The 19185-nt window shown below is 41.4% G+C and carries 11 protein-coding genes; 7 read left to right on the forward strand and 4 right to left on the reverse strand.

The features are described 5' to 3' along the window. Positions 1-416 precede the first annotated feature (416 nt). From CIK89_RS12060 to CIK89_RS12070, 3 genes are read right to left on the reverse strand one after another with little or no spacing between them, the layout of a single operon-like run. Positions 417-1061, reverse strand: a complete 645-nt coding sequence (locus CIK89_RS12060) for an MBL fold metallo-hydrolase (protein WP_094391613.1) — start codon at positions 1059-1061, stop codon at positions 417-419. Further along, a complete protein-coding gene (gene rsmG / locus CIK89_RS12065; protein WP_094391614.1) occupies positions 1055-1678 on the reverse strand; it encodes a 16S rRNA (guanine(527)-N(7))-methyltransferase RsmG in 624 nt (207 codons plus the stop codon). The genes CIK89_RS12060 and rsmG overlap by 7 nt, the downstream gene beginning before the upstream one ends. Before the next feature lie 17 nt (positions 1679-1695). Then, a complete protein-coding gene (locus CIK89_RS12070; RefSeq protein WP_094391615.1) occupies positions 1696-2487 on the reverse strand; it encodes an RsiV family protein in 792 nt (263 codons plus the stop codon). Between the two features lie 989 nt (positions 2488-3476). Here CIK89_RS12070 and CIK89_RS12075 point away from each other — a divergent pair. The 7 genes from CIK89_RS12075 to CIK89_RS12105 all read left to right on the forward strand — a co-directional run bounded on the left by CIK89_RS12075 (position 3477) and on the right by CIK89_RS12105 (position 16828). Beyond that, entirely contained in the window at positions 3477-3899 is a 423-nt protein-coding gene (locus tag CIK89_RS12075) for a hypothetical protein (RefSeq protein WP_094391616.1), read from the forward strand. A 14-nt stretch (positions 3900-3913) separates the two neighbouring features. Next, on the forward strand, positions 3914-7606 hold the full coding sequence (locus CIK89_RS12080) for a DUF6079 family protein (RefSeq protein ID WP_094391617.1): 3693 nt from the start codon (positions 3914-3916) through the stop codon (positions 7604-7606). 9 nt (positions 7607-7615) lie between these two features. Next, a complete protein-coding gene (locus CIK89_RS12085; RefSeq protein ID WP_094391618.1) occupies positions 7616-10246 on the forward strand; it encodes a DNA methyltransferase in 2631 nt (876 codons plus the stop codon). A gap of 18 nt (positions 10247-10264) precedes the next feature. Further along, positions 10265-11899 carry an ATP-binding protein gene (locus tag CIK89_RS12090; protein ID WP_094391619.1) on the forward strand — a complete coding sequence of 545 codons (1635 nt, stop codon included), beginning with the start codon at positions 10265-10267 and terminating at the stop codon, positions 11897-11899. A gap of 99 nt (positions 11900-11998) precedes the next feature. Continuing rightward, positions 11999-14770, forward strand: a complete 2772-nt coding sequence (locus CIK89_RS12095; RefSeq protein WP_094391620.1) for a DEAD/DEAH box helicase — start codon at positions 11999-12001, stop codon at positions 14768-14770. Beyond that, the gene (locus CIK89_RS12100) at positions 14763-16214 is read left to right on the forward strand and encodes a PglZ domain-containing protein (RefSeq protein ID WP_094391621.1); all 1452 of its coding nucleotides are present in this window, start codon (positions 14763-14765) and stop codon (positions 16212-16214) included. Before CIK89_RS12095 ends, CIK89_RS12100 begins: the two co-directional genes overlap by 8 nt. Positions 16215-16216: 2 nt before the next feature. Beyond that, a complete protein-coding gene (locus CIK89_RS12105; RefSeq protein ID WP_094391622.1) occupies positions 16217-16828 on the forward strand; it encodes a hypothetical protein in 612 nt (203 codons plus the stop codon). 398 nt (positions 16829-17226) lie between these two features. Here the strand turns inward: CIK89_RS12105 and CIK89_RS12110 are convergent, their stop codons facing one another. Next, positions 17227-18270 carry a Fic family protein gene (locus tag CIK89_RS12110; protein WP_094391623.1) on the reverse strand — a complete coding sequence of 348 codons (1044 nt, stop codon included), beginning with the start codon at positions 18268-18270 and terminating at the stop codon, positions 17227-17229. Between the last annotated feature and the right edge of the window lie 915 nt (positions 18271-19185).

The following is a 19185-nucleotide window of genomic DNA, read 5'->3' on the forward strand; positions in this document are numbered from 1 at the left end:
AGAAATCTATTTAATAATATTGTTATCTTCCTAAAATATTTCTTGCCGTAGGCAACATCTTAAACAAGATTTCCCCCAAAGATTTCTTGCGAAGCAACCCCCAAAAAATCCACGGACCACACGGAGAACACGGATTCTAGTTAAAGATACTTGAAAAGTTTTGTTTAGATTTCGAGCCGTTGGCGATCCATAATAAAACCCTTCCCAAAAGCGAGGCATTCGAGCGCATTTTCAGTCGAGATTTTCGTTAAAGATTCTCGTTATCATCCATCGTGAATGATATATTATTTCTGGCCAAAGGCCATATTTCATTAAAGATTTCCTCCAAAGATTTCTAGCCTTCAGGCTACCCAAAAACATCCGTCTAAGATCCGATGATTGACTTCCGTGTGATACATTTCCGGAGTCACCATGGATTAGTATATCAGATAGGGATTGGAGCGCAGCTCGTCCGCCATACTTGTTTGTGGCCCATGACCACATAAGATTATAGTGCTTTCGGGCAGACTGCGCAGCAGTTTCAAACTCTCCTTCATTTGCGCATAGCTACCGCCAGGGAAGTCAGTACGTCCGATACTCTGTTTGAATAGCGTGTCGCCCGTAAACGCCACCTTTTCTTCTTCGCAGTAGAACACACATGATCCTGGGGTATGGCCAGGTGTGTGAAGAATCGTAAAGGAATGGTTGCCAAACGTCACCGTTTCTCCATCAGTAAAATAATGTCCTACTGGAGCGTACTCCTTTTGAAGCAACATGCCGAGCATCGACGAAGCCTGATCAGCCAGGTTTTCTATGAGCGACTGGTCTTCAATCCTTAGTTCAACCTTCAGTTTAAACTCCTTGTATATGACATCATTACCGATATTGTGGTCGAAATGTCCGTGGGTGGCAATCAGGTGCACAGGCGTCAGCTTGTTGTCGTGGATGAACCGTGAGATGGCTTGATGCTCCTCAGGGTAAAAAGCCCCACAGTCTATGATGACACACTCTTTTGTTTCGTCATAGACCACATAACAGTTTTCCTGCAGCATGTTGCAGGTGAAGCGTTGGATATTCAGCATGGCAGATATACGATATTTTTCTCTTGAAACCATTCCTCATCAAAGAAGGAACTGATGTCTGTTATTTCCACGATATTGCGGAACGGTTTTGTTTCCTCTTCCAGATGCCCGCCCTTAAGACAGATGATGCCGTTGGGCAGACTGTTGCGTTGATCGCGTGAGATATTCTTCTTCACTATTTTATAAAGGTCAGTCAACGGCATGACAGCGCGACTCACCACAAAATCATACTTGCCCTTTTCCTCTTCACCCCGGAGGTGGGTAGGGTGGCAGTTGGTCAGGCCTATAGCTTGGCAAACCTCCTGCGCCACGCGGATTTTCTTTCCCGTACCGTCGATGAGCTTGAAGTCGCATTCAGGGAACAGTATGGCGAGGGGTACACCGGGAAATCCGCCACCAGTGCCGAAATCGAGAATGGTAGAACCGGGAGTGAAGTGCGTCACTTTCCCGATAGCCATCGAGTGGAGCACATGGTGCTCGTAGAGGTTGTCGATATCTTTACGTGATATCACGTTAATCTTCGCATTCCACTCCCGATAGAGTGCGTCAAGCGCCTCGACTTGCTCCTTCTGTCTGGAGGTGAGATCAGGGAAATACTTGAATATAATGTCTGTCATCTTGATTATTGAAGCGTTTATTGTTTTTTCATTATAGCCTTGAGTTGTCCATAGGAAATCGTCAGTTCGGTATCGCCCGTGGCGTATGGTGCTATTTCGTATGGATTATAGTGGAACGTCACCTCTTTTGTGCCCAATATATAGTTGTCAGGCACATAGAGGTCCATGGTCATCAGATACCCCTTGTCGTGCAGCTCATCCATGTTCTTCGAGTTTGTTTTGCGCATCAGTTCCGAAAGGAGCATGTCGCAGAGCGGTTGCTCATAACCCGTCACGAAGATATCGTTGAGTTTCAGCAGTTGTCCACTGTCAGCATCGAAGTTCATCACCATGGTCTGGTGGTTAGGATGTGCTCCGCCTTCGTATGTCATGAGTTCCACCCGATAGACGATGGCATCGTTCAGTCCAGGTGTTACTGTCGTTCCCAGTTTATACTGGTATTCGTACCATCCCTGTCGTTCCGTGTCGTGTTGGTCATCCCTGTAGAGCGGCATCATGTTTTCCCGATAGCTGTCAGCGTATTGCTTCACAAACGCGTCAACAGCCTGTTGCATGCTCAGTTGTTGGAGATTGAAGATCCGTTGTTCTATGGTGTTATTGATGCGTTCCGCCCTTTTGCTTTTTTCATCCAGGTATTTCACTTGGATATCGATGGTGCATGCAGGGCTGTGTGGGGCATCAGTCAGTGCCATATTCCGGTTGACAACAACCTCTTTGAAAAGGCTGTTGACATCGTCTTTGTTTTTACATCCGCATAGCACCAAGCAAACAGCCAATGCAGTGTATATAATCTTCTTTACGTCTTTCATCGACTTGCAAAGTTACGCATAAGGGTTTGAAAATGCAAATTATTGCAATAATAGTTTCTCTTTCCCATTCGTTTTTTGTATGATCCAAAAAAAAATCCACAGAGCACACTCTAAGCAATCATCGGAATTTAAACGGATGTTTTTTTGGATTCTTCGCAAGATTTGATATACAAGCAACAACGGGCTGAAGGCCCAATGGCTTCCTTAGCCCAGGGTAACACCCTGCGGACTTGATGTAACATATACACCTACGTCCTGTAAGGACAAAAGTATTTACCTAGACAGGCTGATATCAAAAATCTTTAACTATTCTTGTAAAGATTATAGTTAAATTCTAAAGATTATAGTTAAGATGTCGAGCCGTAGGCGATCCAAAATAAAACCCTTCCCAGAAGCGAGGTATTCGAGCGCATTCTCGTCAAGGATTTTAGTTAAAGATTTTGTTTGCTGCCTCCCTGAATTACAGATTATTTCTTGCGAAGCAACCCAAAAAATACCGTTTCCCAAAACTGTAATACTGTAACTGTAACGCAAAAAATACCGTTTTCAGAAACAGTCAACTGTAACGCCTGGGATTGATGACATTGACCCGTCCCTGTGACATTATCAAGAATTTGTTTAGCAAATTTCTCAATCTCTTTCTAAGAGACGTAGAGAAACAAAAAGTCATTGAAATTCCACGATTTTTGAGCGTTTTGCATAGCGATTTGCTAAACAAAGTATAAAAATGATATGCCAAAAGCGTGTTTTCTTATTAAATAATGTGTATTTGGGCCGAAAATTAGTATCTTTGTGCTCAAATATCCGTCTCTTAGGAAGAGACGAATGGGGCAAGCTTCCATTTCGTGCTTCAATTGGGTTGCGGATATTCTCGATAAAGACCACAAAATGCCATAAGGCAAAATAAAAAGAATAATGGAACTTCCTTGCTGTGTAAAAAGGGCTTGGTCGCCTGTCGAGACACGGCTTGGGAGTTCTGTTGCTATATAATGGGAATACTGAAGGCATTCTTATCCAGTCCATCGCGCAATCATCTAGTCATATCAGATGATTGCATAGTTGGTTTTGACTACATTGACGTGGGCCTTGAGATAAGTGCTTTTATTGAGGACAAGATTAGTGATCGTCGCTTATCAATGCGAGTACAGGATCATCTTAATGTCTTGCTTCGTTCCCATATATGTAAATCTGAAGAATTTGGTGAGTATCTTGCGCTAACAAACATCGGAATCTTGTTTGAACCGCTTTTGAAAATTGATTTGGAAGGCTTTCTTGACAGGTGGTCACAAAATATGATATTACTTCTTGATTTAGGAAAAGGGCATGTACAGGACAACCATCTTTTCCTTACCCAAGGATGTTCCCGTGAATATTCAGTTTCGTTAGAGGGAATTAACTACATGAAATTATAAAAAATGGCAAGCATATGAAATATAAAGAATTAATCCAATTTGAGTCTGTTGATGAGATCATAAAGTTCGACAAACTCAACGATGGTGATTACCGCGACCGACTAGTTAAGACTTTTGTCTGCTCCAATGCATTCGAGAACTTTATCATTCCGCGTATTTGTAGGGAACTCGACCTCGATTCTACCCAAGAAACACGAGGTATCCAAGTGGTAGGTAACTATGGAACCGGTAAATCTCACTTGATGTCGCTTTTTTCTATCATTGCAGAAGATGCACATTACCTTGATTTCCTCAACAACCAGAAAGCAAAGGAATGCTTGCAGAAAATCGCAGGTCGTTATAAGGTGGTGCGCTTCGAGATTAGTGGTACAGATTCACTTTGGGATATGATTACCTATCAGATTGACAAATATCTCGAAGAATGGGGTGTGGATTATAGTATTTATGAGGATAATCGCCCTGTACCTTACTATGACAAACTGGAGAAGATGCTTGCCGCATTTGAGGAATCTTACCCAGATAAGGGCTTTATGTTTGTGATAGACGAAATGCTTTCTTATTTGCAAGGTCATGCTCAGCCCCATTTGTTAGGGAGTGACCTTCAGGTATTGCAAGCACTTGGCCATATGTCCGACCGTACGAAATTCCGTATGGTATTTGGCGTGCAGGAGCTGATATACCAGGCACCGGAATTCCAGTTTGCTGCTGATATGCTTAGCCATGTAGCCGATCGTTATACAGATTTGAAGATTGAGAAATCAGATGTACAGTTCATTGTGCAGGAACGTCTCTTGCGCAAAAACGCTCATCAACAGCAAGCCATTAAGGAACATTTGCAAAAGTTTATTACGTTGTTTCCAGACCTGAGTCACGACCTTGATACTTTTGTCAATCTATATCCTGTTCATCCTTCTTATTTTGACAACTTCCAGCAAATCCGTGTTGGTAAAAACCAGCGCGAAGTGTTGAAAGTTCTTTCACGTCGTTTTGAAACGATGCTTGATAAAGATGTTCCCGAGAAGGAACCCGGTTTAATTTGCTATGATTCCTATTGGGAGGATATGCTGCGTACACAAGATTTGATGGCAATTCCTGATGTTCGCAAGGTATCAGAGATAACATCACTTGTTGACCAGAAGATAGATGACTATTTTACAGGCGGCCGTTCACCAAAGAAGCCTTTGGCACATCGTATTGTGGCAGCATCAGCAATTAAGATATTGCAATCAGACCTTACCAAAACAAATGGTGTGCTGGCAGAATCATTGGCCAATGACCTTTGCTATGTTGACCCTATAGCAACAAACTTTGATGAACTGGTTGACCTCTCCATCACCACAACGCTTAACAACATTGTAAAGGCAACCATCGGTCAATATTTTGAACGCAATGAGGAAAATCTGGAGTATCATTTGCGCATAGAGGGTGGTGTCAATTACAAGCAGAATGTCATCAATTATGCTGCCACGATGTCTGACAATGTGAAAGACGAATACTTTTATGATTTCCTTGCAGAGATTTTGCCTGTAGATTGGGTTGTTTATCGTCCTAACTTCCGAATATGGGATCACAGCGTTAACTGGAAATCTCACAATGTCCGTTTGGATGGCTATATCTTCATGGGCAATCCTAATGCCAAATCTACAACGCAGCCGAAGCAGCATTTCTACTTGTACTTCATGCCAATCTTTGATAAGGAGTCAGCAAAGCATCAACCCGAAGAGGACGGAATATTCTTCCTTTTCGATACGTTGAGTCAAGATTTCCGTGATGCAGTTACACTCTATGGAGCTTCACAGGCACTTATCAATGGGGCCAGCTCTGTAGAAAAGCCGAACTATAAGGTTGTGAAAGACGAGTACTTCAAGTCTGCTCGTGAAAAATTCAATAATGAGTTCCTACAAAGTTGCATGGTGGAGTTCAATAGTGAGAAGCATCCGCTTTCGTCACTTAATCCACAAGGCGAGGACAAGATGAGCATGTTGAGCAATGTGGCGTCAGATATTCTTGAAAACCTCTTCTCTGAACAATGCAAGCACTACCCAAAGTTCTCCAACCTACCATATCCTCTTGGAAACAAAAACCGTGAGAATGTATTAAAAGCGGCACGTATTGCTATTGCTACTCCACAATCTGCCAGCAGTTTGGGTACTGCCATCTTGAACGGTCTTGGATTGTGGACTGATGGTCATCTTTCAACAGACCACTCTCAATACGCTCAGAGCTTGAAGAACAAACTGGAACAACGTGGTGGACAGGTGCTCAATCGCTCTGATATATTGAAGCAGTTCTATGAAGAGCAATATGTCACCATTGATTTCGAAATAGAGGCAGACTTGGAGTTTGTCGTAATGGCGGCTATGGCACAGCTTGGAGAAATTGAGATAGTCCTGGGCGATAGTACACATATCAATGCTGGCAATATCGAAAAGATTGTCAATCTCAACCACCACGACTTTAACACATTCTCGCACATTGCTCCTCCAAAGGGCATTAACATCCCATTGGTTCGTGAGTTGAGCCTCGGCTTATTAGGTAGTGACCGTACTGCTGAAATAGACATCCCTGATTCTCCTTTCTTTGCCGATCTACTTACAGCAGCCCAGCAGTTGGCAACAAAGTCTGTCACCATCTCTCATCAGCTCCGTGATGGTTTCATGCTTGCTGGTGTTGAAGTGTTGAGTCCTTTCGATGGTACAGTACTCTGTAACCGTTTGGACGCTCTAAAAGGTTTGTGTGATAAGGTACGCAATTACAATACGAAAGCCAAGCTCCGCAATCTTCAGTGGACCAAAGAACAGATTCATGAGAAACTTGTCACTGACAAAGGTGACTTGCTGAAGTGGGAGAAACTGTTGGACGAAGTAGAGAAGTTTAAGTTCATCATCAGCTATCTGAGTGAGGCGAAACGCTATGTCGCTGATTCTGCATTAAAATCTGATATGGAAGCGGCTATAGATCGTTTGAGCGATGTTATTGTCAAAGGCGATGCGCAGCGCAAACAGTACATGCAGGAACTTGAACAACTGAAGGAGCGTTATGCCGACTACTATTTAGCTGCATACGTGGCTGCTCATCTTCCTGCCACAGAAGAGACATTGCTTACGTCTATCAAGAATATGCCTGAACGACAGGTTGCAGAGACAGTAGCACAGACTGTGCAGGCAGATGCGAACCTGAGTATCATCAGCTTATACGAATATGACTCTTGGATACAGAAGTATTATGGAGTGCGCATTGCTTCTCCTACCGTGACGAAGCAGACTATCATGCAGACTCCTTTCCAGAACTTCAATCCTGTTTCCGAAGGAGGCAAGCCTCAGCCAAATCTGAAAGAGTTGAAACAAGAGATTGCCGTCATACATGCTGGTATGGAAGAGCAGATAAAGGCAGCATTGGAAGACCCTATGGCACAGCAGAACAAGCAGATGCTTTCACAGCAGGAGGCTACATTGTTCGACGAGTTTGTGTCTGGTAATGTCTCTCTTTCTGCCCAATATGTTCATCCTCTGCTGACGGTATTAAAGAAGCTCTCCACGAACTTTAATGTAGTGGAACTCACAATGGACAGCTTCAAGTCTCGTTTTAATCGGCCACTTGACATCGAATCTGCCCGCAATGCTCTTTCCGCTCTTATAGATGATATTATCAATGAGCAAAGGCAGCAAGGCAAAAAATACGAAGATATAAGAATCATTATAAAATAACGCGACATTATGGCATCAGATAAACTTTTCTCAGACGATTATCTCGACCAACTCAACCCAAAAGAACAGGTTGAGCAAGGTCCTGTGACGGTTTTCGGTCTTACATTTAAGAACGACGAGGAACGTCGTCAGTATTTCCGCGAAGAGCTGCGTCGCCGTTTGCCAGAGCTTCGCAAGATAGAGGGTTTCCCTATTGGAGAGGATGATGACATCATCAACCTTTCCGACCCTCCATACTATACGGCTTGCCCAAATCCCTGGCTTAATGACTTTATTGCGCAGTGGGAAGAAGAGAAAAAAGAACTTCAACGTGAAGGCAAACGTAAGGCTAACTTTGAGGTAAAAGAGCCGTATGCAAGCGATGTGAGCGAAGGGAAAAACAATCCAATTTATATGGCTCATTCCTATCATACAAAGGTGCCGCATCCTGCTATAATGCGATACATACTTCACTACACACAACCTGGAGATATCGTATTTGATGGATTTGCTGGCACTGGTATGACAGGAGTAGCTGCTAATCTTTGTGGATCAAAAAAAGATGTCGATGCTCTTAAGGAAAAAAAAGCAAAGGTTGGAGTCCGTCATGGAATATGCTCCGATTTGTCTCCAGTTGCTACTCATATAGCAGCGACCTACACTTGCGATTATAATATGAAACTTTGGAAAAAACGCGCTTTATCAATTATTGACAAGGCAGAGAAAAAGTATGGTTGGTTATATAAAAGTTATGTAAATGGCCAAAAAGTAGATGTCAACTATTATATTTGGAGTGAAACGTTCATATGTCCACATTGCAAATCAAAAATAAACCTTTGGAAAGAAAGTGTTCATAATGGAGGAAATATTATTAATTCAGAGTTTTTTTGTCCTTCGTGTGGAATAGCATTAAAAAAGAACAAACTTGAACAGAATCTTTCAACCTCTTATGACAACATATTAAATGAGGTTATACAACAAAGTGTGTTCGAAATAGTTAGGGTAAACTATTCTGGAGATAAACGAGGTGAAATTGATGCTTCTAATTTTGACTTTGATATTTATTCAAAATGTTTGTCTGAGGTTCCAACATCACTTAAGATAACCCGAATGCCGACTGGTTCTGAAGCTAGGCGAAATGATAATCGTGGTATTTTGTATGCCCATAATTATTATACACATCGCAATCTGTTAATTTTGAGTTATATATATGAGCAGATGAAGAATGATACTTATTTGTTGTCTCTTCTTACTTCAACAATGTTGAACGTTAGCAAGATGTGGAAATTTAAGCCAGACAGAAAGGGTGGGTCATTGTCAGGAACATTATATATTCCTTCCTTATACATTGAACAAAATCCTTTTAATGTGTTACGGAGAAAAGTAAACTCTTTTGATGCCATTGATTATGGCGCTCGTGGAAATGGACTTATTTCAAACGAGTCGGCAACAAAGTTAGCACTACAGGACAACTCTATTGATTATGTTTTTGTTGATCCACCTTTTGGTGCAAACCTAATGTATTCTCAACTAAATATTATTAACGAAAATACGTTAAGAGTGTTCACAAATGAAAAAACTGAGGCAATTGTTGATATCCAAGGACAAAATAAAAATATTTTTGAATATCAGCAGTTAATGAATCGTTCGTTTAAAGAGTTTTATAGAATACTAAAACCTGGTAAGTGGCTTACCATGGAATTTAGTAACACCTCTGCATCTGTTTGGAACTCTATTCAGAATGCATTGCAAGGTGTAGGATTTATTGTCGCAAATGTTGCTGCCCTAGATAAGAAGCAAGGTTCTTTTAAAGCTGTTACCACTACAACAGCCGTTAAGCAAGATCTTGTTATCACTTGCTATAAGCCATCAGATAAACTGACTGATAAATTCTTTCAAACAGGCGGTTCAAAAGAAAATGTGTGGGATTTTATTGATGAACATCTTCTTCACTTACCTGTTCATATTGAAAAAGGTAATGCCACAACATCTGTTGTTGAACGAAATCCAAAGATTTTGTATGACCGATTAATCTCATACTACGTTCAGAAAGGCTTTGCGATTCCTATGGATGCTCAAGAATTTCAGAGGGGACTGCATGAACGTTATGCTGAACGTGATGGGATGTTTTTTACCGCAACTCAAGTTGTGGAATATGAAGAAAAGAAACTCAAAGCCCCAGAGTTTGTACCAATGGGAATCATGGTTAGTGATGAAGCAAATGGAATAGAGTGGCTTAAGAACGAATTAAGGAATAAGCCGCAAACCCGTCAGGACATATTCACAAATTGGACAAAAGCCATTGCTGGCGTACGAAAAGGGGATGTTATCCCAGAACTTGATACCCTTCTTGAAGAGAACTTTATTCAGAATGAAGATGGAACATGGCGTTTAGCAAACGTAAATGACGATGTCGATTTAGAAAAACTCCGCACCAAAGCACTTCTTAAAGAGTTCAAACTATATCTTGAGGTTTGCCGCAAACCTCGTGGTAAGTTGAAGGATGTACGCGTGGAAGCAGTTCGCGCAGGTTTCAAACAGTGCTACAGCGACAAGAATTTTGCAGACATCATCCTTGTGGGTGACCGCATTCCACAGAATCTGCTTACGGAAGACGAAATACTCCTGCAATATTACGACATCGCAAGCAGCAAAGTGTAACAATTAGAAAATTCAACAATGGAAGAAAATTCAAAATTCGACAAAAAGTCATTAAAGACTGTGACAGGAAGGACAGCTAACTTTGGCGAATTAGCAAAGGACTGCGTAGCCTTTGCTAACGCCAATGGTGGTGTTATCAGCATAGGCATAGAAGATGATTCCAGTCTTCCGGAAAGCACTCAGGTCATTTCGGAGACACTCCCGGAGAAGATTGTTAAGAGAATAAACGAGTTAACTTTCAATGTTGCCATCCGTCCTGAGGTGATTACTGCCGAGAATGGCGGCCAGTATATTTGTCTGCATGTTTTCCCCTCAAAGGTTTCAATAGCAAGCACGACCAAAGGACAATATCTAATTCGCGACCACGATGCAAGCCGGGTGCTGCTACCCGATGAACTGAGCAGACTTATCTCAGACAGGCCATCGTATAACTGGGAAACAAAAGTTTCCCTGAATATCCATTGGACAAAAGCTGACGAGCAAAAGCTGCATAACTTTATTATTGATGTACGTGAGTCAAAACGTGCGTCAGATTTTGTTAAGGCAAAGTCGGAAGAGGAAATGCTGGCGTATTACCAGATGATAGACGATTCTGGCTATTTGACAAATTTGGGAGTGTTATGGTTGGGAAAGCCTGAACAAAGAGCACGTTTGCTTTATTCGCCTATTGTGCAATATATCAAGTATGATTCCAAGGAGAATAAAGTGGATAAGAAGGTTTGGGATGACTACCGCTATAATCCGAAAGAACTGATAGAGGCCATCTGGGAGTCAATACCAGAATGGAAGGAATTCAACGAAGTATCGGATGGACTATGGCGTAAGAACATTCCTGCATACAACGAAAAAGTCGTTCGAGAATTGCTGTGTAATGCCATCGTGCATCGTCCCTACACTACTCGTGGAGATATCTTCATCAAAATCTACCCCAACCACATGACCATTACCAATCCCGGACTGTTGCCAATCGGAGTCACAGTTAACAATATTCTTCAGAAGACTGAGAAGCGCAATTTGCATCTGGCAAAGGTTTTCTATGACCTTCATCTGATGGAAACCGAGGGTACTGGATATGACCTAATGTACGAAACATTGCTGACTGAAGGCAAGAACAAACCTATCGTTGAAGAAGGAGAGGACTATGTTGAGGTAACTGTAGGTCGCACCATCATTACCAAAGACGCATCAAGGTTATGCGACTATATTTCTGACTATTATAAGATTAGCCAGAAATGCTTTATTTCACTGGGTATCATCCTACAGCACAGAACCATTACTGCTGTTAATTTAGCCCGTGAACTACAATTGCTTCATGGTGAGCGTCTCAGGTCGTGGGTTGATGATCTGCTATCAAACGGTATCATCGACAGTCGGGGAACAGGAAAGGGTGTTAAATATTCCATTAATGCAGATTTCGTGGCAAGATCTAAGGTGCAATTCACAACTACCCTGAAAACAATGGAACCTTACCGACTCAAAGCGCTTATTATTGAGGATTTGAGATTCCATCCAGACAGTTTGTTAGCTGAAATGGCCAAACGTCTGCCAGACGTTGATTTCGGGGAATTGGAGAGAATGACGCGAGAAATGGCCAAAAACGGAGAGATAAAACCAAACGGAGGAAGGAGATATAGAAGATATTCACTTCCATAGATTCTTTTCTTTTAAAAAATGGCAGAAAAAAGAAGAAAATGACAGTGATAAAAGAAAAGAAAGGCATAATTGCCTAAAAAACAGATAGTTACTTTTTTTATGAAATATAAAGGTAAGAGCGTAGAAATAATAGGTCGCCAAAGGTTGTTTAACAAAGAAACACTTTGGATCCATATCTTGGACACCGACATATTCACCCAGGTCCTCGCAGAGGAATTGGAAGATGATGACGTGTCTAAGAATGGGTTGGCCTATGCTCGTTTTATTGCCATTGCCACAAAGATTAAGCAGGAGATTGCAGAGAAGCATATCTTGGCACCATACGAAAGTAATCTCATACCACTTCCTCACCAGATATTGGTGCTGGAGAAAGTGATGCAAGGAGTACAGACTCGTTTCATGCTTGCAGATGAGGTAGGTATGGGTAAGACCATCGAGGCTGGTTTGGTGCTAAAAGAGAAGAAACTGCGCGGGGAAGTAAAACGTATATTGCTTGTCGTTCCTAAATCAGCCATGCTGCAATGGCAATCGGAAATGAAGGAACACTTTGCAGAGAACTTCGTCATTTACGATAGCGACCTTATTACTTCTATGGCTAAGACCTTTGCCAGTTTCGATGCAGAGGAAGAACTAAACTTCTGGCGACAGCACAATCAGATTATCGTATCGAGTGATGCCTTGAAGCCTATCGAAGCTCGTCAAGGATGGAGCCAGGAACGAGTAGATGCTTATAACAAGTATCGTTTGGAAATGGTCGTTAATGCCGACTTTGATATGGTCATCATCGACGAGGCGCACAAGATGGGTGGCTCTTCCACTTCTGTTTCACGTTTTAAAATGGCAGAAGTGCTTTGTAATGCCGTACCTAATCTTTTATTACTTAGTGCTACTCCTCACAGAGGGAAGAGTGACCACTTCCGACGTGTGTTGCAACTGATGGATGCTGATGCTTTCTCTGGAGAAGGCATGCCGTCCATTGAGGAGATACAGCCATATGTAATGCGAAGTGAGAAACGCTTTGCCGTGGATTATGATGGAAAGAAACTATTCAATGAGCGTACCACCATTCGCTTTGACGTTCAACTTGACCCTGTTCGTCATGCGGCACAGATTGCTCTCTATAAGCATATCACAGACTATGTCCGTATCTGCTTTGGTAGGGCTAAATCTACGAAACGCAATGCTACAGGATTGGTGATGGTGATGCTTCAGAAGTTGGCAAGCAGCAGTACGGATGCTGTGCTTTCTGCGCTTCGTACCCGACTCTCTCGATTAGAGAACGGTGAGGATGAAGATGAACTTGATGGATACGGTCTGGATGGTTCATTGGATTATGAAGATGATGAATTAAATGTAGGTGACTATTCTGTGGAACATACTTCTTCAGAGTTGAATACAGAAATTGAGATGCTGCAAAAACTCGTTGAGGAAGCAGAACAATGTCGGAATTCGGAAACCGATGCGAAGGCTACTGCTTTAGTTGAGAAAATATACTCCTTGCGAAGCAGTGGTATAGAAGCAAACAACAAAGTCTTGGTATTTACTGAGTTTAGGCAGACACAGGATTTCCTGATTCGTGTATTGAATGAACAGGGCTTGAAATGTGAGAAGGTCAATGGCTCCATGTCTATGGAAGAACGCCACCACGCTTTGGTTCATTTCCGCGATGAATCTGATGTGCTGGTGGCAACAGATGCGGCAGGAGAGTCGTTGAACATGCAGTTCTGCCATATCATCATCAATTACGACCTTCCTTGGAACCCAATGGCTTTGGAACAAAGAATCGGTCGTGTGGACCGTATCGGACAGAAGTATGAGGTGCAAGCCTATAATATGTTGACAAACAATAGTGTTGATTACCGTATATATAACATTATTGTTGAGAAGCTGGACCTCATAATGGAGGAACTTGGCATTGACAAAACAAGTGATGTATTGGATTCCACCATTGATGCTAAGAAAATCAATCACCTCTATCTTCAATCGCTGCTTGACCCCAAACGCTTTGAGTTTGCAAGTGAAAGTTGGCTGTATGACATCAAGCAAAAACTGAATGACTACAAATCAACAGAGGGAGCATTGCCTACAATCTCTCCTGACGAGATAAATGCCAGGTCAGCAGCAGAGGTGAAATACAGTCCATTGCCAATATGGTTGGAAAACTTGATGATGCTTTATTGTCAGACGTATGGATTCCAATGGCGTAAGAATCTGATGGGCTTCGCAGAATACCATTTCGGAAAAGGCAATATTCTGAAAGCTGTTTTCGATACTGATAAGGCAGCTGATAATCCCGATGCTGAACAACTCAACTTACAGCACCCGATTATCAAGCAAATACTGAATGAAGTGGATGTTGGCATGCAAGGGAAGATTCCTGTACTTCAATCTTTTGATGGAAAGGAAACGGCTGGTTATCTTACCATCTGGAAGGTGTCAGCCTTGAATGAGAGGGAATCGAAGGTTACTTATACTGCACAATTCGTATCTGACCAAGGTCGCGTATTTGTCCCGTACGCCAATGCTCTGTGGAATAAACTGGTGCAGGATGCAAATGCTTTTCAACAAGTGTCTTGGGAGACAGGATGCCTCGACTTTGAAAACAACACCCAGTTGCACACTAATCTCTATGCAGTCTTTCACCGAATGGAGGAAGGCATTATGACAGGACTTCAAACCATCGCAGAAAAAAAACTGAGAGCTTTGGACTTTACAGAACAACGCCTGAGTAGAATTGGTATTGAAAATATTCGTCTTGCCAAGATGCGTCGGTTAAAGGAAGAAAGAGAGGAATGGATGAACACATTCCGCAAATCTGCTCATGTTGTGCCAGAGGTGAAACATATTCTAACCGTTAAGATTGATGGATAAGTTCGTTGAGACCATATTACAGAAAATCACCCGACAGGGATGTAACCTCAGTATTGTCAAGAATACTGATGGTTTCCTCAGTCGTGTTGATACGCAGCAGATGTTCATCAAGGAAGCTGGTGTGACACTGCTTGCTGATTCTCCATTGGCTCTTCGTGTTCATTACGAACGGTGGTATAAGGGTAGCGGGGAACGGTTTTGCTATATTGTCAATGATTTGGATGAAATTCTGCCAGATATCAAAGCAGAAGCTTTCTGTTGTGAATTCAGTGTAGCAGATGTTTTGTGGGGTTATGACCGTGGAGAACTATTTCGTTGGAATCCACCTTACTCGGTGTTGCATCACCTTTTCGAGAATAAGTTGAATAGTTATCTGAATGCAGCACAAACACGTGAGGAGATGGGGTATGTGTTAGAAGATATGCCTGTTTATGATCTTGAAAAGATTAGTGAAAATGTGCGCAGCATTCAACTTGACTGGTTGAGTGCAGAAACAATGGAGAAGGTTTGTAGGTATATACTTTCTGCTATCAGTAACCGCAGGTATCCTCAGATGGAATTTCTGATTGACGAAATCAATGGAAAATTTCAATCGTTTATAGACAACAATTACATCGGACTACTCACAAAAAGTCATCTGACCCGTCCTTATTCGGTATATAAAGTGTTGCCTCACATCAATTCTGCTCATAAAGAACATGTTGATAAGGTTGCTCTCTTCGTTATAGATGGTATGTCTTATTGGCAATACCTTATGCTAAAAGATATGCTGGCAGAAAAGGATATCGAGCCAGTGGACAATGTCTGCTATGCATGGATGCCCAGCATTACAAAGCTTTCACGCCAGGCTTTATTTCGTGGTGAAATGCCCAAAGATTCTTATGTGCAGAATCCGCAGAATGAGAGTAAGCTGTGGTTTGAATATTGGAAGAAACGGCAAGTTCCTGCGTCAACAGTATGGTATGAACACAATGGTTCCATAGTTAATCCTGAATTGTATAACAGATATGGGTATGTCACAACAAGTCTTGACAATCACATGCACGGATGCCGTGATCTGAAAGATTTGTATGACCTCACATCAAACAGACTGGTAGAAATCGTACCCGACATCATGAAACTTTATGATGCTGGTTATACCATTTATGTTACAGCCGACCACGGAAATGTGTATTCACATGCATGGCGAACGTTAAACGCACAGGAAAAGGCTATGCTCTATACCAATGAAAGCCGTGGCGGACGACATCTTATATTCACGAAAGAAGAGCATCTGAAGTTTTTCTTCAATGAGAATCCAGCTTTAAAGGATGACATGTACATTCGTGGTAACTATGCTGTGTGGAGAACTGGAAAATGCTTCAAGAGCGAGAATGAGGTAACACATGGTGGCTGTCATTTCCTGGAAATGATAGTGCCATTTGCAAAAATTGAAAAGAAATAACAATGGGAAAAGTAATAGGAATAAACCAAAGAATATCTGTAACGCTAATTGAAAATGGACTCAAAGCTGTTTTTGATGGTGTATATAACAAAGAGTTTGCCCGCTCACTTGCAGAATACGAGTTCCAAGGCGAGAACCGTTTGAAAAAAGCCGTAAATGAGCTAAGTAAAGTGGTAGAGAAGAACGCTATCATCCCTTTCTTGATGGAACACAAGGAACAAGTGCTAAATGCTATGCAGTATAAGGCAGACCGTGCCATTATTGTAGCAGCACTCTATAATTCAGCCTTTCCCTTCAGTTATGAAGAGGTGTGTATACTCGGAAAATACTTCCATGTTCAAGACCAGGTATCTCGCAAACTGTTGGAAGAGAAGATTTCTGAAATTTACGGATTCAATAAAGCCATATCAAACGCAATTGACTACAGCATCCCAACATTGGTTGAAGCAGGATTCATAGAACGCCCATCAGCAGGCATCTATACAAGACCCTCTCTTAATGCTACGACAGAAATAGCTTTGGCTACATATCGTGAATCGTTCTTCCTCAATAACCCACTTCTAAGTAGAAACAATGATTACGATGGGAGCCCGTATTTTGAATTTGTGAGATAAACAAAATCGTGAACAATAATATATGCAATGTCACAGGGACAGGTCCACGACATCATGACTGATGCACAGTTTTTGGGTTTTAAGAATGATAGGAGAGTAATTCCCCTGTTTTACGATTTTCCATGCAAATTTATAAAAATAAAATGAGAGTTGCGAAGATGTTGACTGAAAAAATTATATTCATCTTTATTTTCTTTGGCCAGGCCTTTATCGAAGAATGATACAGGAGGTCAAAATGGCCCTTGTTTTTGCTTTCCCCAAACTGTTATCTGTTATTTGTTATCTGTAACGCAAAAAATTCATTTTTGGAAACTGTCAACTGTCAACTGTAACGCTTGGTGTTGATGTCATTGACCCGTCCCTGTGACATATTAATCGAAATTCTTAGCCATATATCGTTATTTCTTTTTATACGTTCTGTTCTTATTGCCGCCTTGTGCTTCGATATAGCCGAACTCCGTAAGTTGGCGCAGGTAACGTTTGGCAGTTGTTTGAGTTAGGTTAAATTGCTTGGTGATGATCTCTGTTGTGATTTCATCCTTTCCGTCTGCAAAGATTAAAATATCGGCCAATTTCTTAGCTAATGCTGGCTTTATCGACCATTTATCGACCATTTCCTCTGCAAAATCAATTTTATCGACCATTTCCTCTGTCATAGACTTGATAAATTGGTCGATATCCCATTTAAGATGCTTACAATGCAATTGGGTCATACAGTCCAGAAATATCTGAATATCTTCATTCTCTCTTGTGTCTATCAAAGCCTGAATATATTCAGCTTTATCCTCCCTAAGCACTTTGGTGGGTAACACACCATATTCTATTTGGAGCAAATTCATCAATAGTCTGCATGTTCTGCCATTACCGTCAGCCCAAGGGTGAATGGAAACCAATTCAAAATGTGCCCAAAAGCTTAGTTCATAGATAGCTGCAATATCTGTCTTATCAATCGCCATACGGCGTTTGTTCAGTTCCTCACAGAATGCTTCAAGTCTTGAGGGTACTTTCAAGTACGACATATATGACTTTCCTCCAAAGCCTGCTGTCACATTCAGTTTTCTTAATTCGCCTTTGGCTGCAGAGAAATCTCCCCCAAGAGAATGATATTCACTTCCAGTACGAGCCATAACCTTTGATGCAAGTGTGATTAGCCAATTTACAGTAATAGCTTCATGGTGTTTTATCCACTTCATGCCATAGTCGTATGCTGTTTTAAGGTCAAGGTTCATCAGTTGTTCTACCAAGGTGCGCTTTTGTGATGTGATGCCTTCATCAAACAACAGTTGAGCTTCCAATTCTGTAACAGTAGAACCTTCGATGGCTGTGGAGTGCGTGATGATAGAGTACAGATAGAACTTTTCGTAGTCTATCTGCTCACTAACGCCTAACTCCTTGTGTTGTTGAATGAGGCTCAATAGCATTTCTTTATTCTCTTTCGTCATATAGCTTCGGTTTTATTCAAACCAATACTGCATGCGAGATGCAAGCAAGGTTTCAAGATGTCACAGGGACAGGTCAACGACATCATGACTGATGCACAGTTTTTGGGTTTTAAGAATGATAGGGGAGTAATTCCCCTGTGTTACGATTTTCCATGCAAATTTATAAAAATAAAATGAAAGATGAGAAGATGTGGGAAGAAAAAGTTGTCATTCGTCTTTATTTTCTGTAGTCAGGCCTTCGTCAAAGAACGATTCATGAGGTCTAAACGCACCTGTTTTTGCTTTTTCAAAACTGTAACTGTAACAACAGTAACGCTAAAATGAGTTTAGGAAACTGTTATATTGTTATATTGTAACGCTTGTAACGCAAAAATGAGTTTAGGAAACTGTCAACTGTCAAACTGTAACGCCTGTAACGCAAAACAAAATCTTTAACGAAAATCTTTCTCCGTGTCCTCCGTGTGTTCCGTGGATTTTTTTTGGGTAGCCTGAAGGCTAGATGTTTTGGAGTAGCGAAGACAGAGTGAGAGCTCGCTTTCACTATGCTGAGTCACGACAAAACAAACCATAGGTAAATCTTTGGAGGAAATCTTTAATAAAAATATGGCCTACGGCCAGAAATATATCATCGGAATTTAGACGGAATTAGACGGAAATAAAATCTTTAACGAAAATCTCATACCAAAATGCGCAACAGTACGTTGCTCTATAGGAGCGTTTTATTATGGATCGCCTTACGGCTCGACATCTTAACAAAAATCCTTAGAATAATCTTTAACGAGAATCTTTTTCCGCTTTCTATGTTAAAATCCAAATATTTTGACCATTATTTTTAATTTATGCTGATATTTTATATTCTGGTGAGAAAATTTGGCGATTTCGGACCATAGCAGTGACCAAACGTATGAGTTTGTT

The organism is Prevotella sp. P4-119 (assembly GCF_002251345.1).
GTDB lineage: Bacteria > Bacteroidota > Bacteroidia > Bacteroidales > Bacteroidaceae > Prevotella.

Coding starts and splice junctions, on each gene's coding strand:
- CIK89_RS12060 (WP_094391613.1), bottom strand. CDS start 1,061: ATGCTGAATATCCAACGCTTCACCTGCAACATGCTGCAGGAAAACTGT.
- rsmG (WP_094391614.1), bottom strand. CDS start 1,678: ATGACAGACATTATATTCAAGTATTTCCCTGATCTCACCTCCAGACAG.
- CIK89_RS12070 (WP_094391615.1), bottom strand. CDS start 2,487: ATGAAAGACGTAAAGAAGATTATATACACTGCATTGGCTGTTTGCTTG.
- CIK89_RS12075 (WP_094391616.1), top strand. CDS start 3,477: ATGGGAATACTGAAGGCATTCTTATCCAGTCCATCGCGCAATCATCTA.
- CIK89_RS12080 (WP_094391617.1), top strand. CDS start 3,914: ATGAAATATAAAGAATTAATCCAATTTGAGTCTGTTGATGAGATCATA.
- CIK89_RS12085 (WP_094391618.1), top strand. CDS start 7,616: ATGGCATCAGATAAACTTTTCTCAGACGATTATCTCGACCAACTCAAC.
- CIK89_RS12090 (WP_094391619.1), top strand. CDS start 10,265: ATGGAAGAAAATTCAAAATTCGACAAAAAGTCATTAAAGACTGTGACA.
- CIK89_RS12095 (WP_094391620.1), top strand. CDS start 11,999: ATGAAATATAAAGGTAAGAGCGTAGAAATAATAGGTCGCCAAAGGTTG.
- CIK89_RS12100 (WP_094391621.1), top strand. CDS start 14,763: ATGGATAAGTTCGTTGAGACCATATTACAGAAAATCACCCGACAGGGA.
- CIK89_RS12105 (WP_094391622.1), top strand. CDS start 16,217: ATGGGAAAAGTAATAGGAATAAACCAAAGAATATCTGTAACGCTAATT.
- CIK89_RS12110 (WP_094391623.1), bottom strand. CDS start 18,270: ATGACGAAAGAGAATAAAGAAATGCTATTGAGCCTCATTCAACAACAC.